Genomic DNA, 18,155 nt, shown 5'->3' on the forward strand with positions numbered 1-18,155 from the left:
TAACGCCGTCTCGTACTGGCTACTTCGCTCGCCGGGCCAGCCGCCGGCGGTCGGCCGCGCTCAGCGGAGCGCCCGTTCCGCCCTGGTTGGGGGCCGGCGGCCGGGGCGGAACGGGCGCTCGCAGCCGTGCCGCCATCGCGGATATCGTCGGGTGCCGGTACAGGTCGATCAGCTGTAGATTCGCCTCCGGGAACGCGGTGAGCAGGCGGGTGAGGACCGAGCCGAGCAGGACCGAGTTTCCGCCGACGTCGAAGAACCCCTCGTCGCGGGCGAATGCCCTGTCCACGCCGAGCACCGAGCTCCAGGTCTCGGCGACAATCTGCTCGTAGCTCTGGTCCGCCCGCGGGGCGGGAGCCGTCGCGGGGTCCGGGACCGGCGCGAGTTCCAGAAGGCGGCGCTCCAGCGCCTTCCGATCGAGTTTGCCGCTCACGGCGAGCGGCAGCTCCGGCAGGACCCGCACGGTGTGCGGTACCGCGTACCACGGCAGGACCTGGCCGATCCGGGTGACGATCGCGGCCTCTGTGACGTCGGCCGCCGTGGACTTCGCCGCCGCGATCAACCCGGTCACCCGGGCGGTGTGGTCCCGGACGGGGAATACCCCGGCCTCCTCGACCCCGGGTACCGCGCGGATCACCGCCTCGATCTCGCCCAGCTCGACCCGGAAGCCCCGGACCTTCACCTGGCCGTCGACCCGGCCGTGATAACGGATGGTCGAGTCGGCGTCGATGCTGACCAGGTCGCCGCTGCGGTACCAGCGCCGCCGCTCCGCTCCGTCGCCCAGCACGGGGAATTTGCGGGCGGTGAGTTCCTCGTCGTTGATGTACCCCCGGGCGAGTCCGGGCCCGGCGATCAGCAGCTCGCCGGGTACGCCGGGCGGGCAGTCCTCGCCGTCCTCGTCGACGACGCGAACGTCCAGGCCACGCAGGGGCCGTCCGATCGGCACGTATTCGACGTCCCGGTCGGAGCACACGTGCACTGTCGTCGCCACGGTGGCCTCGGTGGGCCCGTACGCGTTGTAGAGATGCGGCACCGGCCGGAGCTGACCGATCAGCTCGGGCTGCACGATCTCGCCGCCCAGGATCAGCACCCGCAGCCTGCGGATCGCGGCGGCGAGGGCGTGGTCCCGCAGCATCACCTGGACCAGGGACGGCGTCACGAAGAAGTGGGTGACCCGTCCGCCGGTCAGCACGCCGGTGAGAAATTCGGCGCCGTCGCCGGATTTCCCGGCCAGGGAATCCAAGGCGGCGAGCACGACGGGAATCCCCCGGGTGAGCGGCCAGAACAATTCGACGACGGACAGGTCGAAGCAGACGCTGGCCGCGGCCAGCCAGCATTCGTCCGGCCGTTCTCGCGGCGGCGGCAGCACCGCGTCCAAAGCTTCGAACAGGTTTTCCACACCGCCGTGTTCGATCGCGACGCCCTTCGGGTCACCCGTCGAACCGGAGGTGTAGATGATGTACGCGAGATCGGACGCATCCGGCTCGATCACCGCCGGGCCTGCCGGGTCCGCCGGGCGTTCGGAGGCGCTGACGAGTCGATACGGCATCGACGCAAGACGCTCCGCGGTGACCTCGTCGACGAGCACGCCGTCCACCGCGGCCGAGTCGAGGATCGAGTGGATCCGGCTGTCGGGGAAGTTCGGGTCGATCGGGACGTAGGGCGAACCGGTGGCCATGATGGCGAGCATCGACGCCAGCCGGGTAACCGTCGGCGACATGCACAGACCGATCGGCTGACCGGGCCGGCACCCCCGAGCGCGCAGCAGCCGGGCCACCGCCTCCGTCCGGCGCCACAGCTCCGCGTACGAGACGGATTCCGTGGCGTCCGAGGCCGCCACCGAGTCGGGTGAGCCCGTCGCCCACCGACGGAATTGTTCGACTATCGACCGGCGTTTGACGTCCGCAGATATCGCCGACAACACAGTGCAGATCCCCCGTTGCCGAGAACGGCCGAATTGCTACGTGAGACAAGGCGCAGGATTAGCGGCACAAACCCTTTTGAAAGCACCCCCCACACTAAAGGACATCCATTCCTTGGTCAACGCCCACCGCTTCACCTGAAAGGATTACGGCGCATCGTTCTCCAGTATTACCCTCGGCCGACCGGTACGGCCCGTCGTTGTTCCGTTCTGTCCGGTCGAGTGTGCTGGGTCGCTGAGTCGTTGGCGGTAGGCGGCGGCCGACGAGGTTCTTGTCGGCTGTGCTGGTCCAGATGAACGGTGTCGGGTTGCTGTTGCACGCCTCGGTCCAGGCGGCCACGTCGGCTTTGCGGGGGCGGAGCCGCCGGGGTGGGTCGATCGGCGGAGTCTGCGGCGGTCAGCTCGGCGAACCAGCGCCCGACGAGGTTGAGCCACGACGAGCAGGTGGGGTGGAGTGAGGGGTGCCGTGCGCAGCCGCCGCTGGATGGCGGGCGCCCTGTGGGTGGCGTGGGCGTTCGGCACCGGATGCGGGTCCACCTCGGGCGGGGCGTCCTGGTCGGTTGTCGTCAGACCTGTTCCCCGGCCGATGGCAGCATCGTTCGAAGGGCGTACACAGGTGGCCGCGGCGGTAGCCTCCGGCGCTGCGACGCACCCGGACCGGACCACAGAGGACGGTGGATACCCGCCGTTTCCGCGCCGTTGGTTGACAGGGTCCGGTCGCTCTGCATTTTCTTGTAGTCTCGTTGACGAACATCGAAGGCGCTCGCATGGCGGTGGTTGTTGGTTACCAGGTATGAATGGCCAACCGGCATTCGACGGTCGTTGGGTGCCGCGGGGCATACGGTGATCATGGGGCTGCGGGAGTCCCGGCCATTGGTGCAGGTGATGTTCCTCAGCCGTTTTCTGGCCGGGGCCGCGCTCACCGGTTCCGCGGGTGCTCACCTCGTCTCGGTCGCCACCGGGGCCGTGGCGTGGTTCGCCGCCGCCGTCGCTGTCTACGTGGTCAACGGGATCATGGATGTCGCCGAGGACCGGGGCAACGGCTCGCGGCGCCCTATCGCGTCCGGGCGCCTGCCGCGCGCCAGCGCGGCGATCTTCACGGGCTGCGCCGCCGCCCTGGCGCTGGCGATCGGCACGACAGCGGGAATCGCCGTCGACGCGCTGCTCTTCCTCGGTCTGGGCTACCTCTACTCCGGTCCCCCGCGCCCGGCCAAGCGGTCGGGGGTGGCCACCTGCCTCGTCATCGCGGCCCTCGGCCTGGCGACCTTCTGGGCGGGAATGCGAGCAGCGCAGGGAAACAGCGCCGCCGCCGTCGTGTTCGGCCTCGTCATGTCCGGCTGGATGGGGCTGGTGGGCGCCCTGGCCAAGGACATCACGGACGTGCCGGGCGACGCCCTGGCCGGGCGTCACACCTTCGCGGTCCGCTACGGGATCGTCCCCGTCGCCCGGTACACCGCCGCCCTCGCCGTCGCGGTCGCGGTCGCGGGTGTCACGATGGCCGCCCTGACGGCGCCCGTCCTGCTCCCGTCCATGCTGGTTCTCACGGTGGGAGCGTGCAGAGTCGCCGGCGACTGCCGCTCTGTCGCGGGTGAGACGCCCCGCAACCCGTACCGCAGCTTCATGGCCTCCCAGTACGCGACCATCACCACGCTGGGAATCACGCTGCTCGCACATAATGCGATCTGACGACCCACGCCGATTACCACGAGACCGTTACAATCGACGAGCGTCTTCACAAAGGACGTGGCGAATAGTCGAGGACGCGATCTGTTCGAGGCAGAGGGATGTCTGTGGCCGACATTGTCAGCGAGCGTATCGACGAGATCCTCGACCGCTACGAGCAAGCGCTGCACGACGCCGACAGCCCGCTCACCACCACGACCGACCGCTGGCACCAGGCTCGCCGCCAAGCCGAGGCGATCTTGGGTGAGTGCGTACGCGCACTCGGCCTCACGACCGCCGAACCGCCCGATCCGCACGCCCCGACCCGCGAACTCGGCATCGATCGGGCGCACCAGCAGGTCCTCGTCGCCGACTCCATTCGCGCCGGCACCCTGCTGTGGCGTGCGGCGGTCCCCGTCCTGCGGGAGGTCCTGACGACGGAGGGCCCCGAAGGCCGCGAGCGCCTGCCGGACGCGCTGGAGGCGCTGCACGAGGCGATCAGCATCCGGCTCTACATCGGCAGCGTGGCACACGAACACGTCCGGCTCGCCGGCCGCGCACCCGCTCCGGCGAGAGAGCACCGGGGTGGGTCCCGACCCGTCGCCCGCCCGGAGAACATCACGGGACGCGAATGGGAGGTGCTGAAGTGCGCGAGCCGGGCGCTCTCCAATCGCGAGATCGCGAAGGAGCTCGCGATCAGCGAGCCCACCGTGAAGACACACCTGCGGAAGATCTTCCGTAAGCTCGCCGCCACGTCGCGGGTCGATGCGATCAACAAGGTCGGCCTGGCACCGCAGCTGCCGCTCGAGGGGTACCTCAGCCGAGGAGATCGAGAAGATCATCCGTGACGGCGGCGGCGCGCGATGAGACCCGATCACCCAGCGGGCCACCGCCGGCCTGGCACCGACCGCAGTTACTACCTGAGTTGGCTCACGGCGCCGCGCTCGTGAGGCCCGCGTCGCGTTCACCTGCGGTGATGCCTGCAGGTGGGGCTGTTTTCACGCACTAACCGAATGAGTCAACTGGGTCTGACCGGCCAGCCGTCTGGCGGCCTCAGAGCCGCAGCAGCCCCGCGGCGAGCGACTCACGCAATCCGGCGGGCGGCTCCTGGTAGCCCTCGTCCCACAGCGCACCGGGAAAGCCGCCGGCCGCGAACGCAGTGTTGAGATCGTCGACGAACCAGATCGCGGGCCCCACCTTCCCGTCGATTCCGGGGCCGGGCAGGTCGATGCCGTAGGGCGCGTCGCCGCTGATGTTCGCCTTGTGGAGCTCGTCGGGCGCGTAGTCGAGCTGGAACGGGATGCCGGCGTCCCGGCGCGCGGTGTCCCTGAGGTACGCGGCGTGCTCGGCCTCGTAGTAGGAGCGCGAGCCGCCCCGCTCGGCCCACTCGAGCTGCACCACCAACGGGTCCGCGAGCACGCTGGCCGGCCAACCCGGCAATTCCCCGACGAGCCACACATCGCCCACCTGCCGGATCCACGCGCTGATCGTCATCGGGAACGGCGCGAACGTCACCTCCAGCCAGTCGGCCAGCGCGGGCGCGCCCGGCGACGGGGGAACGTGGGCGCGACACGGCGTCCCCTCGTCGTCGTTCTCCTCCGCACGGAAGCCCCGCGCCTGCAGCCGCTCAACGAGCGTCTCGACGTTCCTGCGGGCACGGTCGGCGAACTCGCGCGCCACCGCCTCGGCGTCCTCGCGGTACGGGGCGTCGAAGACCCGTAGGCCAAGACCGCGCAGGTCGCGCCATACGTCGTCGGGATCACCGGACACGTACCGCGCGTGGAAGCTCGCCATGGCCACCATCCTTGCAGCGAGCCACCAGCGTCGGCGGCGAGGTCTCGGTTGCCGACTCAGCTGGCGATCCGCAACGTCATCAAGCAGCCGCGGCCGCTGCGCTCGGCGACCATCGCGATCAATGACACGACACAGACCTTCGCCCCGCCATCCCCGCCGAGAAGCAGGCCATCCTCGAGGATCCACGCCGCAAAGTCACGCACTAACCCGACTTGACTCACGGTTGGCTGATTCGGGGGTCTGTGGGGGTGTGACCTGGGGTGTTGTGTCGGGAGGCACGCACTAAACGGGTCGGGTTCTATGGTGTCGGTCGTGGCGTACGTGCGGATGGTGAAGACGGCGTCCGGGGCGCGGGCGGTGCAGATCGTGCATTCCCAGCGGCGGGGTTCGCGGGACATCGAGCACGTCGGATCTGCGTACACGGATGCGGACCTGGAGCTGCTCAAGGCGGTGGCGCGGCAGCGGCTGGCCGTGGGGCAGGGCGAGTTGGATCTGCGTCTGCCGGACGGTCCGGCAACGGAGGCGGTCCGTTGCCGATCACGTCCACGCGTGCGGGGCACCTGCTGGACGCGTTGGGCCGCGGATACGACACGCTGGGGTTCGCTGCGGCTGCCGAGCGGGACGAGGTGTTCAAGGCGTTGGTCCTGGCCAGGATCATCGAGCCGACCAGCAAGCTCGACTCGGTGCGGGTGCTGGACGAGGCCGGCGCGTGGGCGCCGTCGTACGCGACGATCAAGCGGCGGCTGGGGGTGTATGCCACGGGAGGCAAGGCTTCCGCGGCCGGTGGGAAGACCGAGGGTGTGCCGGTCGAGGGCGACGCTGAGCCGACGTTCGATCCGGCCGGTGGCCCATGGCGGGCCCGGCTGGTCCGCGCCTGCGCCGCGCACGTCAGCTTGGGGCTGGCGACGTTGCTGCTCTACGACGTCACAACGCTGTACTTCGAGACCGACGAGGGTGACGGGTTCCGCGAGCCCGGGTTCTCCAAGGAACGCCGGCTGGAGCCGCAGATCACCGTCGGGCTGCTCCCCGACGGGTCGGGGTTCCCGTTGATGGTGCACGCGTTCGAGGGCAACCGGGCCGAGACCACCACCATGCTGCCGGTCCTACGGGCCTTCCTGAACGCGCACCACCTGTCGAATGTCACGGTCGTGGCCGACGCGGGGATGATGTCGGAGGCGAACAAACGCGCGATCGAAGCCGCCGGGTTGTCGTTCATCCTCGGCGCCCGCGTCCCCGACGTGCCCTACGTCGTCACAGAGTGGCGCAACGCCCACCCCGATGCCGAGATCCCAGACGGGCACGTGTTCGTCCAGCCCTGGCCCGCCGGCCCCGGCGACAACCGCCGCGACCACACGATCTACTACCAGTACCGGGCTGACCGGGCCCGCCGCACCCTGCGCGGAATCGACCAGCAGATCACCAAGGCCGAAAACGCGGTCGCAGGCCGGACAGCGGTCAAGCGGAACCGGTACGTGCGCCTGACCGGCGCGGTCAAGAGCGTGAACCGGGCCTTGGAGGTCAAGAACCGGGCCCTGGCCGGGATCAAGGACTACGTCACCAACCTGCCCAACCCCGACCCCGAGCAGGTCATCGGCGCCTACAGCCGACTGTTGCAGGTCGAGAAGTCCTTCCGAATGTCCAAGACCGACCTGGCCGCCCGGCCGATCTACCACCACACCAGCGAATCGATCGAAGCGCACCTGACCATCGTGTTCGCCGCCCTGGCCGTGTCCCGCTGGATCGAGAACACCACCGGCTGGAGCATCAAACGGTTCGTCACCACCGCCCGCCGCTACCGGACGATCACGATCCAGGCCGGCGACCACAGCATCACCGCCGCCGACCCCCTACCCGACGAACTCCGCGCCGCGCTCGACGTCATCCACGGCACGCACTAAATGAGCCAAGTCGGGTTACTACTCCGCTGGACCTACCCGAACCGGCCCGGTCGGCCACCCGCCAGCGATGCAATCGGGGACCTACCGCTGCGGCTGGCGATGCCGGCCACGTGGGTGCCCTGCGGGCCCTCACCGAACCATTTTCAACCTGGACCGCGCGGCGCTCACGCACCGCGTCCGACCTTGCGGTCCGTCGGACCACAAGGGGAGGTTGAAGAAGGTTCACTGTGCGAGTACGTGCACGGGGCGGCCGAGCCGGCACCCGTCTGGCTGGTCGAGCCGTTGGGGCAGTGGCCGCTCAACGAGTAGCGGGCCTCCTCGATGACCCGACCGGAGAGGAACGGATGGCTGACCTCCACCCCCGTGTCGAGCACCGCGATCACCTGACCGGCGCCGTCGAAGCCGTGCGCGGTGGCCTGCGTGCTGACCGTCCTGCGCTCCATCTGCGCACTCCTCAATGGACGCAAGCTCGTCTTCGTCAAACCCTTGGCCCGTCCGAGCGCACCCCACGACCGCAAGATCACACCCGCCGTGGACCTGCAACGACTACGCGACAACCTCAACTCCGACAACCCCACCGCCGCCGCTTTCGCCGCGCTGCTGGCCTTCCACGCCGTACGAATCAAAAGCTTCGCGCCATGCCCCGGATCGACGTACGCGACGGCCGCCTGCACGTTGGAGAACAGGTCATCGTCCTGGCCGAACCAGCCCGTCAACGCCTGGCCGCCTACCTGGACCACCGCGCCAAGACGTGGCCGACCACCATCAACCCGCACCTGTTCATCCACCGGCGCAGCTGGATGCACGACCGACCCGTCCCACCCTGGTGGATCCGCAAACAACTCGGCATGTCCGGCCAGCTCATCCGCCAAGACCGCATTCTCGACGAAGCCCACGCCACCAGCGGCGACCTACGAATGCTCTGCGAACTGTCCGACCTGTCCGCCGCCGAAGCCATGCGCTGCATCGAGACCGTGAACAGCCCCGACCGTGGCGGCACCTACCGGATCTGACCTCGGCACCCGCTTCCCGGCGGTATCGGTGACAGGTCCAGATACCGGGTGACATGAAGATCCACAGGTCGACGAGGTCAACGTGGGCTGCCTTGCGGGTCCGCCACCATCAGGGCGCCCTTGTTGCCGGGTCACGTCCTGTCATCGTAGGACGGACGAGTGCGCACGGATCCGGAAGGTGCGGATACCTGATCAGGCCGTACATGGTCTACGCCTTCGCGCTATGCATGGCGCCTCCGACCGTTGACGGTCGGGCAAGCACACATCGACTCCTGTCCGCCGAACCGGTCAAGCCCAGGAAGGGCTGCCGAGGTTTCCACCGGCCGCGTGGCTGGGCGGTTCAGATGAGATGGTGGGTGAGACGTCGCCGGAGGACGAGTACGGTGATGCCACCGAGTGCCAGTAGCGATGCGGTCTCGATGAGCTGGAACCACTTGTAGTGGCTCACGGGGTGGTAGACGAGGAGTTGTTTGAGGTCCTTGTCGATCACACATTGCGGCGTGGGATAGGTGTTGTGGGGGTCGGCGCAGATCTCGCCGGCGGTGACGGAGGAGATCCGCCGGCCGTCGGTGGTCTGGTAGGAGAGGTCAACAAGGATGCCCCGGGAGTGGTTCTTCTCGAATACCCCGCCCGTGTCGGGAGCCATTTCCTGCGCCCCGACCGTCGCGGTGACCGGCGGCAGGAGGTGCGGGCGGAGTAGCACCAGTCCGAGAATGGCCAGCGGCAGCACCGCCATGGTGACGGCGACGGCCGTCATCGTACGACGGAGCAGCAGGCCGATGGCGGCTCCCAGGATGAGCGCGAACGCCCAGACGGCGGCGGAGACCGCTCCCGCCTGCCCCCACGCGTGGTCGTTGCCGAAGGGTCGGGCAGCCACGACGGGCTCGAACTGCCGCATCGTCCAGGGCACGACGGTGCCGACGAGGGCGCCGAAGATCGCGGCGCACCCGGCGAGGACGCCGATTTTAATGGTCAGCCAACGTCGCCGGGGCACCGATTGGGTGAAGGACAGGCGGTACGTGCCCTGTTCCAGTTCTCGGGCGAAGAGCGGAGCGCCCCAGAAGATGCCGGCCAGCACCGGCAGGAGGTTACCGAACAGCAGTACCTCCTTGACTCCTCCGTACATGCCAAGCGCCTCTGTGGTGTCGCAGGAGGGCGGTCTCGGTGCGGTCGAGTAGACCGAGGGACAACCGTCGAGCATGCCTCGCACGTTCATGCCGGTAAGCACCAGGTAGCCGCAGTAGACCGCGACCACCGCGGCGATACCGATGATCTGCCAGCGATGCTGACGCCAGGTGAGCCAGAACATTCGTCGGTTCCATTTCGTAGGTCGGGTTTGGCGCGGTGCGAGGCCGGGCCGGGTCTGGGCGTGGATCAGGTGCGAGCGGTGATCGGTCCGGACAGTGCAGTCGCGTCCGGCTGCCGTAGGTACCCGAGGACCAGCTCTTCCAGGCTGGCTTCCCGTGCTGTCCACCGCGGACCGGCCGGCTCGTTGCTGAGACGGGCGAGGACGATAGCCTGCCGTTCGGTGACCGTCCGACTGATCACGGGTAGTCGCGCCGGCAGGGTGTCGAGCGCGGCGCGCGGACCGGTAAGGAGTTTGTGCGTGGCGGTCAGCTCGTCGATGCTCCCGCTGATCTGGATCCTGCCTCGGTTGATGGCCACCAGCCAGTCGCAGGTGTCAACGAGGTCGGTGATGATGTGTGAGGAGAGCAGTACGGTGAGTCCGCCATCGGCCAGTCTTTCCATGAGCAGGGCCATGACCTCGTGCCGGGCAACCGGGTCCAGACTGGCCAACGGTTCGTCGAGCAGCAGCAGCCGGGGCCGCTTGGCGAGGGCCAACACGAGGGCGAGTTGCGCGCGCTGTCCACCCGAGAGCCGCCCGGCGGCGACCCGGTCGGGGATGCCGAGAGCGTGGAGCCGGTCGCTCGCCCACCGGTCGTCCCACGCCGGGTTGAGACGAGAGCCGAAGGCGAGGAGGTCCCGGGCGGTGAACGTCGGGTAGAGCCCGGTGTCCTGGGCCATGAACGCGATCTGGGCCAGCATGGACGGCTCGTCGGCCATCGGGGAGCCGAAGACGCGGACCGCCCCCTCGGACGGGTGCAACAACCCGGAAACGAGGTTGAGCAGGGTGCTCTTGCCGGCCCCGTTCGGCCCGACCAGGGCGACGACGGCACCTTCCGGTAGCGCCAGTGAGCAGTCGCGTAGCGCCCAGGTACGGCCGTATCGCCGGCCCAGTCGGGTCGTTTCGATCGCGAAGGTCACGCCACACTCTCCCCGGCCGGGTTCCGGAGGCTCTCGGCGAACATCGCCTCGATGTCCTCCCGTACGAGACCAGCCGCATGCGCGGAGCGGACCCAGCCAGCCAGCTGGCGGCGCAGCCGGGCCCGATCGAGCGGGGACGCTGTGCCGAGCGCTCGCGCGATGAAGGTGCCGAGGCCGGGCCGGGCGGTCACCAGTCCTTCCCGTTCCAGTTCCCGGTACGCCTTGAGCACCGTGTTGGGGTTGATCGCCAGACTCGCCACCACCTCCTTCGCGGTCGGCAGCCGGTCTCCCGGCTCCAGCATCCCGAGCCGCAACGCGTGTTTCACCTGCTGGACGAGTTGCAGGTAGGTCGATACCCCGGAGCGGGGATCCAGCTGAAACCTGATCACCTATACCTCTTTAACTAGTCAAGTAGTGGAATGGTGGAGGTCGGAGTGTTCGATGTCAAGTACCAGCCGCGCCTCGATCGGTCAGATCTGCCCCGGGAACCGCGGTGGCCAGGAGGCGCGATCGACACGGCGGCTTACCCCACGTGATGCCCAGCGCCCGAGCAGTTGTCAATGCAGGTTGACGACCAATTGTTTGTCAACTACGGTTGACAGATGACTGTCCTAGCCCTTTCTCCTTCCGCGCCAACACCGCGCCCGCCGAGCCGCGCACCGAAGGCGCTACTGGTCTGCGGCCTCGTGGCGGGTCCCGCCTTCATGGCCGCGTTGCTGGTCCAGGGCGCCGTGCGGGCCGACTACGACCCCTGGCGGCACCCGGGCAGCTCGCTCGCGCTCGGGCCGTGGGGCTGGGTTCAGGTGGTGAACTTCGTGGTCGCAGGAGCGCTTACCATCGCGTTCGCGGCCGGCCTGCGGCGTAGCCTCCCGGTCGGACCCGGTTCGCGAATGGGTCCTTTGCTCGTAGCGATCTGGGGCGTCGGGCTGCTCGGCGCCGGCGTGTTCGTCGGCGACCCGGTCAGTGGATACCCACGCGGCACGCCGGCCCTGCCGGCAGAGCCGAGTTGGCATGGCCTCCTGCATGACTGGGCCTTCTCATTGCCCGGTTTCCTCGCTCTGACCATGGCGATGCTGGTGATGGCGTACGCATTCGCCCGGCGCGGAGCGGGCGTCTGGGCGCTGTACTCCGGATTGAGCGCAGCCGTCTTTCTCGCCTTCTTCTTCCTTGCCGGCGCGGGCTTCGGTCAGGATCCCGAACTTGTTGCCACGGCCGGATTGTGGCAACGGCTCGGCGTAGGCGCCGGCTGGCTGTGGCTGGCGGCGCTGGCACTGCGTCAGCGGCGGCAGGAGCGGTTCAGCAACTCGGGTCAGGGGACGCCGTAGCGTCTCCGGGTAGGAGAAGGGCTCGCTGCTTGCGTAGCCGGGCGGCGGCGATTGCGGGGCCAGGGGGTCGATGTGGACGCCGACGTCGAGGCGGCCTGGCCAGGCCAGCAGCGGGTCGAGCCAGGCGGGGCCGACTTCGGCGGGGTAGCCGGTCACGATCCGCGATGCCGCGTAGCCGCCGCCGAGGCGCAGGTAGCGCGTCGCCGCAGCTTGGACACTCCAGCGAGGAGGTCACCGACACCTACTACATCGCCAAGCCCGTCCAAGCTCCGGACGTCTCCGAGATCCCTGAACGCCTCGGACCGACCTTGATAGCCGGTCCGCAGATGTAGGGCACAACGACACACACGGATAAAACCTGGTTGCCGGCACCCGTGAATGGGGAATTCGGGGGGAGGTTCAAAAACTCTGTAGACAAAAAGCCCTGACCAGCAGAAACGCTGGTCAGGGCTTTGTCTGTCGAGACGTCCCGATTCGAACCGACGACCCCTTGACCCCCAGTAGTCCGGTGGCCCAGCGGCATACTCACGCACGTTTGTCCAGGTCGCCTATAGCATAAACCGGCCGAGTAAAATACCCATACCTACCGGAGGTTCTATGGCCCACCGTAACGCCCGGCTGACCGTGTACGCCCGCCGCCTGCTCGTCACGCGTGTCGTCGATCAGGGCCGGCCGGTCGCGTTCGTAGCGGCGTACGGGCTGGCCGGTGGGCCGGTTGCTTGCGGCGCAGGTCGGGGAGCAGGTTGGTGAGTTCACCGAGGCCAGCATCGACGGCCGGCTCGGCCGCCGCGGCGGCCGAGCCGGCCGGGTTCCGGTTGCTGTTCCAGCACGCCGCTCGGGAGCCGGAGTTCCGTGCCCTGTCCGACCGGTTCCGGACCGAGATTCACGACATCGCGCGCGTGCAGATCAAGGCCGTCGCCGATTCGGCGTGGGCGCGGTGGGCGTCTCACCTCGCACCGACCGTCGCGATCGAGGCGGTGATCGCCTGGCTGGACGCCGGCCAACCCGGCCCGGCACAGGCGGCCGACCGGATCCGCGCCGCGATCGGCGGATTCATCGCCGCCGCCGCATAGTCCACCATGGACCACATCGCCCTTGTTCCTGACCGTCCCGGATCGGAAGGCCCAGCGTGAAGAGCAAGGAAGACCCGACCGCTAAAGCCCTGCGGGTGTGGGACAAATCAGCGCCCGGCTACGACAAACAGATCGTCTTGTTCGAGAGGATTTGGTTCGGCGGTGGCCGCGAATGGCTCACCGCTCGCGCACACGGGCGGGTCCTGGAGGTGGCCATCGGCACTGGCCGCAACCTGCCGCTGTACCCGGCCGACGTGACCATCACCGGGATCGAGCTGAGCCCGGCGATGCTGGCCATCGCCCGGCAGCGCGCCGCCGACCTCGGGCTGGACGTCGATCTGCGCTCCGGCGATGCGCAGGCGCTGCCGTTCGACGACGAAGCGTTCGACACCGTGGTCTGCGCGCTGTCGCTGTGCACGATCCCCGACCCGGCCGCCGCGATCAGGGAGATGCGGCGGGTACTGGTGCCTGGCGGGCGGCTGCTGCTGCTCGACCACATCGGCAGTAGCTGGCCGCCGATCCGGGCCGTGCAGTGGCTCCTGGAACGCGTGACCATACGCGCCGCCGGTGAGCACTTCACCCGCCGCCAGCTCCCGCTCGTGCGGGCAGCGGGATTCGACATCGTCGAGGTGCAGCGCCTCAAGGCCGGCTCGATCGAACGCATCTTCGCCCGCAAGCAAGCCACCCTCTGATACCCGGCACGCCGTGGAGGGCCCTGGAATGATCGGAATCAAGCGGTGTCGGCCGCGAGGCGGAAGTGTACGCATACGGCGACGACGCGGTGCTCAAGCTGTACCGTCCCGGCTTCGGCGGACATCGCGCCGAAGCGGCGGCCCTGGCCAACCTCGACGGTCACGGCGTCGCCCCGAAGCTGATCGACACCGTGGACCGCGATGACCGCACCGGCTTGGTACTGGAGCGGCTGGCCGGCTCGGACATGCTCGCCCGCCTGGGGGCACAACCCTGGCGGTGCTCGGCCTGGCCCGTGCCCTGGCTGGCACGCACCTCGCCGTCCACCAGGTCCAGGCGCCAGTAGACCTTCCACCGTTCCGCCAGGTCCTGGCCGCGCGCATCCACGACGCCGTCATGCCACCGCACCTACGCGACTACGCGCTACGGGTGCTCGGCGGGCTCCCCGACGACGATTGCCGCTGTCACGGCGACTACCACCCCGGCTACGTCCTGGTCGCCGCCGACCGGGTCGCGGTCATCGACTGGCCGAACGCGGCTCGCGGTACGCCGGAAGCCGACCACGCCCGGACCATGCTGCTGCTGCGCTGGGCCGACCCGCTTCCCGACACGACCCGGGCGTCCCGCGCGCTGATCACCGCCGGCCGTTCGATGTTCGGCCCACGCCTCTGCACGGGCATACCGCGCCGGCTCGTCGCAGCTGTTACGGCAGTGGCGTGCATTTGAGGGCTTGGCTCAGTTCCCCGCAGTCCTGCACGCCGCCGCCCAGGTCGACGGCGGCCGCGCTCCCGGCCGGAACGGAGGCACCGGCCGGGAGCCGCACTAGCGGCCGTTCGCCGCGTGATCGGGATCCGCCCTCGCCAGGCGGGGAACCGCACCCGTCGCTTACGGGCTACCGGGCCGCGTCGGCGAGCAGCTTGAGCGCCAACTGCTGGAGTTCCGGTCCGGCCTTCTCTGGACTTCCGGTGTCGTAGGGCGGCTGCGGGTCGTACTCGACGGCGAGTTGCAGTGCCTGGGCGACCTGCTCGTCGGCCAGGCGGGCGGCGAGTCGCAGGGCCATGTCGATCCCGGCGGAGACCCCGGCGGCCGTGATGATCTTACCGGCCTCAACCACCCGCTCCGGTACGACGACCACCCCGAACTGCGACTCCAGATAGCTACGGGACGCCCAGTACGTGGTGGCGCGCACGCCCCGCAGCAGGCCCGCGGCGGCGAGCAGCAGCGAGCCCGTGCACACGGACGTCGTCCAGCTCGTGCTCCGGTGGATCCGGCGGATCCACGCAAGCGTCTCGGCGTCGTCCATCGCGCCGAGTACGCCACGGTCGCCGGCCCCGGGCACCACCAGCACGTCCGCCGCCGGCACCTGTCGCAGCGACCGGTCTGCGGTCAGCGCCATCACCCTGGTATCGGTGCGCACTGGGCCGGGCCGTTTGGCGACGGTCACCACCGACGCGTTCGGCACCCGGCACAGCACCTCGTACGGGCCGACGGCGTCCAGCGCGGTGAACCCGTCGTAGAGCAGGATCGCGATCCGCAGCCTCCGTCCGGGACGGGTGTCACCGGGTGGCTCCCCGGCCCGAGTGGATGTGGCCAGGGCGGCGGATCCCAGTCCCCCGCCGAGGCCACCGGCCACGGCGGCCCGCAGCAGCGTCCGTCGCCCCTCGTCCCACCGCGTCATCGCCAGACTCCTTCCAGTCCGCCCCACCGGGCTCGGTCCTGCTGCCGGTCGGCAGCTGTCAACGGCGCCAGACGGTGCCGCGCCGCTCGTACTCCATCACCTGCTCGACCTGCACGGCGAGGTCGGCGCCGAGGAACCGTTCGACGAGCCAGAGCGCCAGGTCGAGGCCGGAGGTGATGCCACCGGCGGTGACCAGGTCCCCGTCGTCGACGACCCGCGCCTCGGTGACCACACCGCCCTGGGCGCGCAGGTCCTCGACCGCCCGGTGATGGGTGATGCACGGCCGGCCGGCGGTCAGTCCGGCCGCGGAGAGCAGCATGGTGCCGGTGCAGATGCCGGCGATGGTCAACCCACGTCGCCGGGCGGCGGCGATCGCAGCCGGGACGACACCCCGCTGGATCTCGTACAACACGCCCGGCGTGTCGGCCCGCCGGTAACCGCCGCCGGGGACGACCAACAGGTCCGCCTCACGTGGCGCCCACCGCCCCACCGGCCCGACCTGGCTGCCATGGAAGGCGGCGACCGGGTTGTCGCCGTCCACCGTCACCATGCTGGTGGTGATCGCCCCGCCCAACCCCTTCGCCATGCCGAACACCTCGATCGGGGCGACGAAGTCCAGCTCCTCGACACCGCCGAACGTGACGATCTGCACCCGTAGCGGCCGGGCGGGAGTGAAGACCGGCGCCGCCGAGGCGCTTCCCGGCATCAGTACCGCACCACCCGCAACCGCACCACCCGCAACCGCACCGACGGCGACCGTGGCCCGAAGAACATCCCGGCGATCCATCAACTGCTCCTCATCGTGGTATCGGCTCTGACACGTTGGTTCGCAGAGGTAGTCGCCCACCGATGCGAGATAGTTCCGGTCGCGCCAGCTCCCAGCGGGCGCCAGTGAGGTCGGCAGACCGACCGGGTACACGCGGGCGAGTCCCAGTCCGGCGGATCAGGGGCCGCTGAACCCGATCGTCTCGTCCCGCGCCAACCGACTGGAACCGCTCGTGGGCGGCTCCCAGAACAGGTCGTCGTTGTCGTCGGCTATCGAGGCGCGGGCCCGTTGGGCCTGCCGGTTCGCCCGGCGGGCGAAGATCTGGGTCAGCATGCGCGCCGAACGCTGAAGCAGGAAAGGCAGGATCAGGAGCCCGATCAGGCCGACCGTGATCCCGAGCAGCACCTGGCTCAGCGTCACGAGGCCGCCGGACGGTTCTGCGGCGACGTCGTTCGTATCGACGCCCGCGGGCAGCGGCGTGGTGACGGCGGTGACCGGGCTGACCATCCCTCCCGCGACCGTGGTGAGTACCTGCCGGGTCACGTAGGCGGCATGCAACTCGGGGTGGGCCGAGCGCACCAGGGCAACCGTACCGGCCACGAACGCGGCAGCGTACTCCGCTCCGCTACCGGACCCGCCGATGCTCGCCACGCCGACACCCGGGGCCAGCAGGTCCACCGCGTCATCCGGGTAGTGCTCGGCCGGCTGCCGGTCCTTTCGGATCGCGCCGACGCGGAGCAGGCCATCTGCCGGATCGGCCGCAGCCGACGCGGGCAGCACGACCACCACATCCTGCGAGATCGCGTCGCTGATGGCGGCCCGCACCGCGGGTTCTGCGGCATCGGCACCGGCGCCGACCATGACAACCTGAGCGCCGGACGCGGTAGCGACGTCGATGCCGGTCGCTGCGAGGCGCGCCGAGAGCTTCGCGGTGCCCGCGTTGACGGGTACGACCCGAGCCCCAGGCGCCACACCGAATGTCTTGCCCCCCGTACCGTCGTCACCGGCGACGATGCCGGCCAGGGCAGTCCCGGAGCCCTCGCAGCCGGTGTCGCCACGGCCGGTGCCGGTGGCGACGTCGGTGCCCGTGGAGACCCGGCCGGCCAGTTCGGGAGCAGCACCGTCCACACCGGAGCCCACCACTGCCACCTTGACACCCGAGCCATCCGCCACAGACCAGGCGCGGCTCGGCGTCAGCAGGGTCTGCCCCCATGAAGCCGCCGCCGGGACGTCCGTCTCCCACACGCAGCCCGAGGACACTTCGCCACTCGCCGGCAGCGGGCCATGGTGCAGCTCGGCGCCGACCGCGTCCCACGGCAGGACGAGATGCCAGCCTGCGCGCAGGTCGCTCGGATCCGAGAGCCGACCGCCGCCGGGCTGTACCCGCCCCGAGTTCAGGTCGAGGATCTCGCCAGCCCGGCCCGCGTCGCCGAGCAGCTCAAGGCCGTTCAGCTCCGTTCAGCGCCATTGGGACCACAGCGTTGCTCCCAATCTGCTCCCCCACGACCACGGAAGAGCCGGACCAGGGGCGATTCTGTCGGCCCTCGCACGACTACTCCCCCGCGTTCTACGCCAGCATCGGATCGTCACCCCAGCGACGCTGCTGGCCTGGCACCGACGCCTCCTGCGACGGCACTGGACGCACCTGAAACGCGCCGGTCGACCGCCGATCAGTGACGCGGTCCGTGCCCTGGTCATACGACTCGCCCGCGAGAACCCCGGTGGGGACACCGCCGCCGGCCTTCTGGGCCGCGCGCCGCAGAGCCTGCGGGACGTTCTGGCGGCCGTGCCAGTCGCTGCGCGGCCCGGTCACACTGCGATGCCCGGTAACCGGCAGTACCACGGCCACGTGCGACGCACGATCGCTCAGCCAGGCCGCCGCCTCGGCTATCTCCTCCGGCGCGGCGGCCCGTCCGGGTGATCGCGTCGACCCGAATCCCGTACCCGGCGTAGGTCACGGCGCCGACTCGGTGACGCTGCTGGCGTGGTTGGCACAGGCGATCCAGCCGCGCCACGGGTGGACACCGGCGTTCGCCTTGCCCGTGCGGGGTGCGGCCTTGGCCTCGGCCTGAC

At 69.6% G+C, this 18,155-nt stretch carries 20 protein-coding genes and 1 pseudogene; 9 read left to right on the forward strand and 12 right to left on the reverse strand.

The window, feature by feature from the left end; all coding sequences use genetic code 11:
* Nucleotides 1-19: 19 nt before the first annotated feature.
* Nucleotides 20-1,921: a non-ribosomal peptide synthetase gene (locus tag ACSMXO_RS28255; protein WP_455414514.1), complete on the reverse strand. Its 1,902-nt coding sequence runs from the start codon at nt 1,919-1,921 to the stop codon at nt 20-22.
* A gap of 846 nt (nt 1,922-2,767) precedes the next feature.
* On the opposite strand from ACSMXO_RS28255, the gene ACSMXO_RS28260 reads away from it, so the two are divergent.
* Nucleotides 2,768-3,604, forward strand: coding sequence for a UbiA family prenyltransferase (locus tag ACSMXO_RS28260; RefSeq protein ID WP_455414515.1), 837 nt, complete (start codon nt 2,768-2,770; stop codon nt 3,602-3,604).
* Between the two features lie 104 nt (nt 3,605-3,708).
* On the forward strand, nt 3,709-4,428 hold the full coding sequence (locus tag ACSMXO_RS28265) for a helix-turn-helix transcriptional regulator (protein WP_455414516.1): 720 nt from the start codon (nt 3,709-3,711) through the stop codon (nt 4,426-4,428).
* 205 nt (nt 4,429-4,633) lie between these two features.
* Here ACSMXO_RS28265 and ACSMXO_RS28270 read toward each other — a convergent pair whose 3' ends face one another.
* Both ACSMXO_RS28270 and ACSMXO_RS28275 read right to left on the reverse strand, forming a co-directional pair.
* Nucleotides 4,634-5,374 carry a hypothetical protein gene (locus tag ACSMXO_RS28270; protein ID WP_346258464.1) on the reverse strand — a complete coding sequence of 247 codons (741 nt, stop codon included), beginning with the start codon at nt 5,372-5,374 and terminating at the stop codon, nt 4,634-4,636.
* Between the two features lie 56 nt (nt 5,375-5,430).
* Nucleotides 5,431-5,577, reverse strand: a complete 147-nt coding sequence (locus ACSMXO_RS28275) for a hypothetical protein (protein WP_455414517.1) — start codon at nt 5,575-5,577, stop codon at nt 5,431-5,433.
* Between the two features lie 57 nt (nt 5,578-5,634).
* Here ACSMXO_RS28275 and ACSMXO_RS28280 point away from each other — a divergent pair, with 57 nt between their 5' ends.
* Complete coding sequence (locus tag ACSMXO_RS28280; RefSeq protein ID WP_455414518.1) at nt 5,635-7,272, forward strand: IS1634 family transposase; 1,638 nt, start codon at nt 5,635-5,637, stop codon at nt 7,270-7,272.
* A 164-nt stretch (nt 7,273-7,436) separates the two neighbouring features.
* Here ACSMXO_RS28280 and ACSMXO_RS28285 read toward each other — a convergent pair whose 3' ends face one another.
* Nucleotides 7,437-7,715 (reverse strand): S8 family serine peptidase, encoded by a 279-nt coding sequence (locus ACSMXO_RS28285; protein ID WP_455414519.1) that lies wholly within the window; start codon nt 7,713-7,715, stop codon nt 7,437-7,439.
* Nucleotides 7,716-7,910: 195 nt separating this feature from the next.
* Here ACSMXO_RS28285 and ACSMXO_RS28290 point away from each other — a divergent pair, with 195 nt between their 5' ends.
* Nucleotides 7,911-8,285 (forward strand): hypothetical protein, encoded by a 375-nt coding sequence (locus ACSMXO_RS28290; protein ID WP_455414520.1) that lies wholly within the window; start codon nt 7,911-7,913, stop codon nt 8,283-8,285.
* Nucleotides 8,286-8,625: 340 nt separating this feature from the next.
* On the opposite strand, the gene ACSMXO_RS28295 is transcribed toward ACSMXO_RS28290, so the two are convergent.
* The 3 genes from ACSMXO_RS28295 to ACSMXO_RS28305 form a co-directional block, all read right to left on the reverse strand.
* On the reverse strand, nt 8,626-9,594 hold the full coding sequence (locus tag ACSMXO_RS28295; protein ID WP_455414521.1) for a hypothetical protein: 969 nt from the start codon (nt 9,592-9,594) through the stop codon (nt 8,626-8,628).
* A gap of 65 nt (nt 9,595-9,659) precedes the next feature.
* The gene (locus ACSMXO_RS28300; protein ID WP_455414522.1) at nt 9,660-10,550 is read right to left on the reverse strand and encodes an ABC transporter ATP-binding protein; all 891 of its coding nucleotides are present in this window, start codon (nt 10,548-10,550) and stop codon (nt 9,660-9,662) included.
* Nucleotides 10,547-10,939, reverse strand: coding sequence for a GntR family transcriptional regulator (locus tag ACSMXO_RS28305; protein WP_455414523.1), 393 nt, complete (start codon nt 10,937-10,939; stop codon nt 10,547-10,549). Before ACSMXO_RS28305 ends, ACSMXO_RS28300 begins: the two co-directional genes overlap by 4 nt.
* Nucleotides 10,940-11,152: 213 nt before the next feature.
* On the opposite strand from ACSMXO_RS28305, the gene ACSMXO_RS28310 reads away from it, so the two are divergent.
* Nucleotides 11,153-11,875, forward strand: a complete 723-nt coding sequence (locus tag ACSMXO_RS28310) for a DUF998 domain-containing protein (protein WP_455414524.1) — start codon at nt 11,153-11,155, stop codon at nt 11,873-11,875.
* A gap of 13 nt (nt 11,876-11,888) precedes the next feature.
* Here the strand turns inward: ACSMXO_RS28310 and ACSMXO_RS28315 are convergent.
* A pseudogene (locus ACSMXO_RS28315) lies at nt 11,889-12,067 on the reverse strand (conjugal transfer protein TraC); the annotation flags it as partial.
* Nucleotides 12,068-12,621: 554 nt separating this feature from the next.
* On the opposite strand from ACSMXO_RS28315, the gene ACSMXO_RS28320 reads away from it, so the two are divergent.
* From ACSMXO_RS28320 to ACSMXO_RS28335, 4 genes are all read left to right on the forward strand, one after another.
* On the forward strand, nt 12,622-12,948 hold the full coding sequence (locus ACSMXO_RS28320; RefSeq protein WP_455414525.1) for a hypothetical protein: 327 nt from the start codon (nt 12,622-12,624) through the stop codon (nt 12,946-12,948).
* A gap of 56 nt (nt 12,949-13,004) precedes the next feature.
* On the forward strand, nt 13,005-13,640 hold the full coding sequence (locus tag ACSMXO_RS28325) for a class I SAM-dependent methyltransferase (protein WP_455414526.1): 636 nt from the start codon (nt 13,005-13,007) through the stop codon (nt 13,638-13,640).
* 65 nt (nt 13,641-13,705) lie between these two features.
* Nucleotides 13,706-13,984, forward strand: coding sequence for a hypothetical protein (locus ACSMXO_RS28330; protein WP_455414527.1), 279 nt, complete (start codon nt 13,706-13,708; stop codon nt 13,982-13,984).
* On the forward strand, nt 13,918-14,364 hold the full coding sequence (locus ACSMXO_RS28335) for a phosphotransferase family protein (RefSeq protein ID WP_455414528.1): 447 nt from the start codon (nt 13,918-13,920) through the stop codon (nt 14,362-14,364). Before ACSMXO_RS28330 ends, ACSMXO_RS28335 begins: the two co-directional genes overlap by 67 nt.
* Before the next feature lie 166 nt (nt 14,365-14,530).
* Here ACSMXO_RS28335 and ACSMXO_RS28340 read toward each other — a convergent pair whose 3' ends face one another.
* The 4 genes from ACSMXO_RS28340 to ACSMXO_RS28355 form a co-directional block, all read right to left on the reverse strand.
* Nucleotides 14,531-15,316: a DJ-1/PfpI family protein gene (locus ACSMXO_RS28340; RefSeq protein WP_455414529.1), complete on the reverse strand. Its 786-nt coding sequence runs from the start codon at nt 15,314-15,316 to the stop codon at nt 14,531-14,533.
* A gap of 58 nt (nt 15,317-15,374) precedes the next feature.
* On the reverse strand, nt 15,375-16,103 hold the full coding sequence (locus ACSMXO_RS28345; RefSeq protein WP_455414530.1) for a DJ-1/PfpI family protein: 729 nt from the start codon (nt 16,101-16,103) through the stop codon (nt 15,375-15,377).
* A gap of 156 nt (nt 16,104-16,259) precedes the next feature.
* On the reverse strand, nt 16,260-17,342 hold the full coding sequence (locus ACSMXO_RS28350) for a S8 family serine peptidase (protein WP_455414531.1): 1,083 nt from the start codon (nt 17,340-17,342) through the stop codon (nt 16,260-16,262).
* 307 nt (nt 17,343-17,649) lie between these two features.
* Complete coding sequence (locus ACSMXO_RS28355) at nt 17,650-17,931, reverse strand: hypothetical protein (RefSeq protein ID WP_455414532.1); 282 nt, start codon at nt 17,929-17,931, stop codon at nt 17,650-17,652.
* Nucleotides 17,932-18,155: the final 224 nt, after the last annotated feature.

The organism is Plantactinospora sp. DSM 117369 (assembly GCF_053764795.1).

Bases quoted from the DNA above. Each gene is read 5' to 3' on its own strand.
- ACSMXO_RS28260 (WP_455414515.1), top strand. From the start codon at position 2,768: ATGGGGCTGCGGGAGTCCCGGCCATTGGTGCAGGTGATGTTCCTCAGC.
- ACSMXO_RS28270 (WP_346258464.1), bottom strand. From the start codon at position 5,374: ATGGCGAGCTTCCACGCGCGGTACGTGTCCGGTGATCCCGACGACGTA.
- ACSMXO_RS28285 (WP_455414519.1), bottom strand. From the start codon at position 7,715: ATGGAGCGCAGGACGGTCAGCACGCAGGCCACCGCGCACGGCTTCGAC.
- ACSMXO_RS28290 (WP_455414520.1), top strand. From the start codon at position 7,911: ATGCCCCGGATCGACGTACGCGACGGCCGCCTGCACGTTGGAGAACAG.
- ACSMXO_RS28295 (WP_455414521.1), bottom strand. From the start codon at position 9,594: ATGTTCTGGCTCACCTGGCGTCAGCATCGCTGGCAGATCATCGGTATC.
- ACSMXO_RS28310 (WP_455414524.1), top strand. From the start codon at position 11,153: ATGACTGTCCTAGCCCTTTCTCCTTCCGCGCCAACACCGCGCCCGCCG.
- ACSMXO_RS28340 (WP_455414529.1), bottom strand. From the start codon at position 15,316: ATGACGCGGTGGGACGAGGGGCGACGGACGCTGCTGCGGGCCGCCGTG.
- ACSMXO_RS28345 (WP_455414530.1), bottom strand. From the start codon at position 16,103: ATGGATCGCCGGGATGTTCTTCGGGCCACGGTCGCCGTCGGTGCGGTT.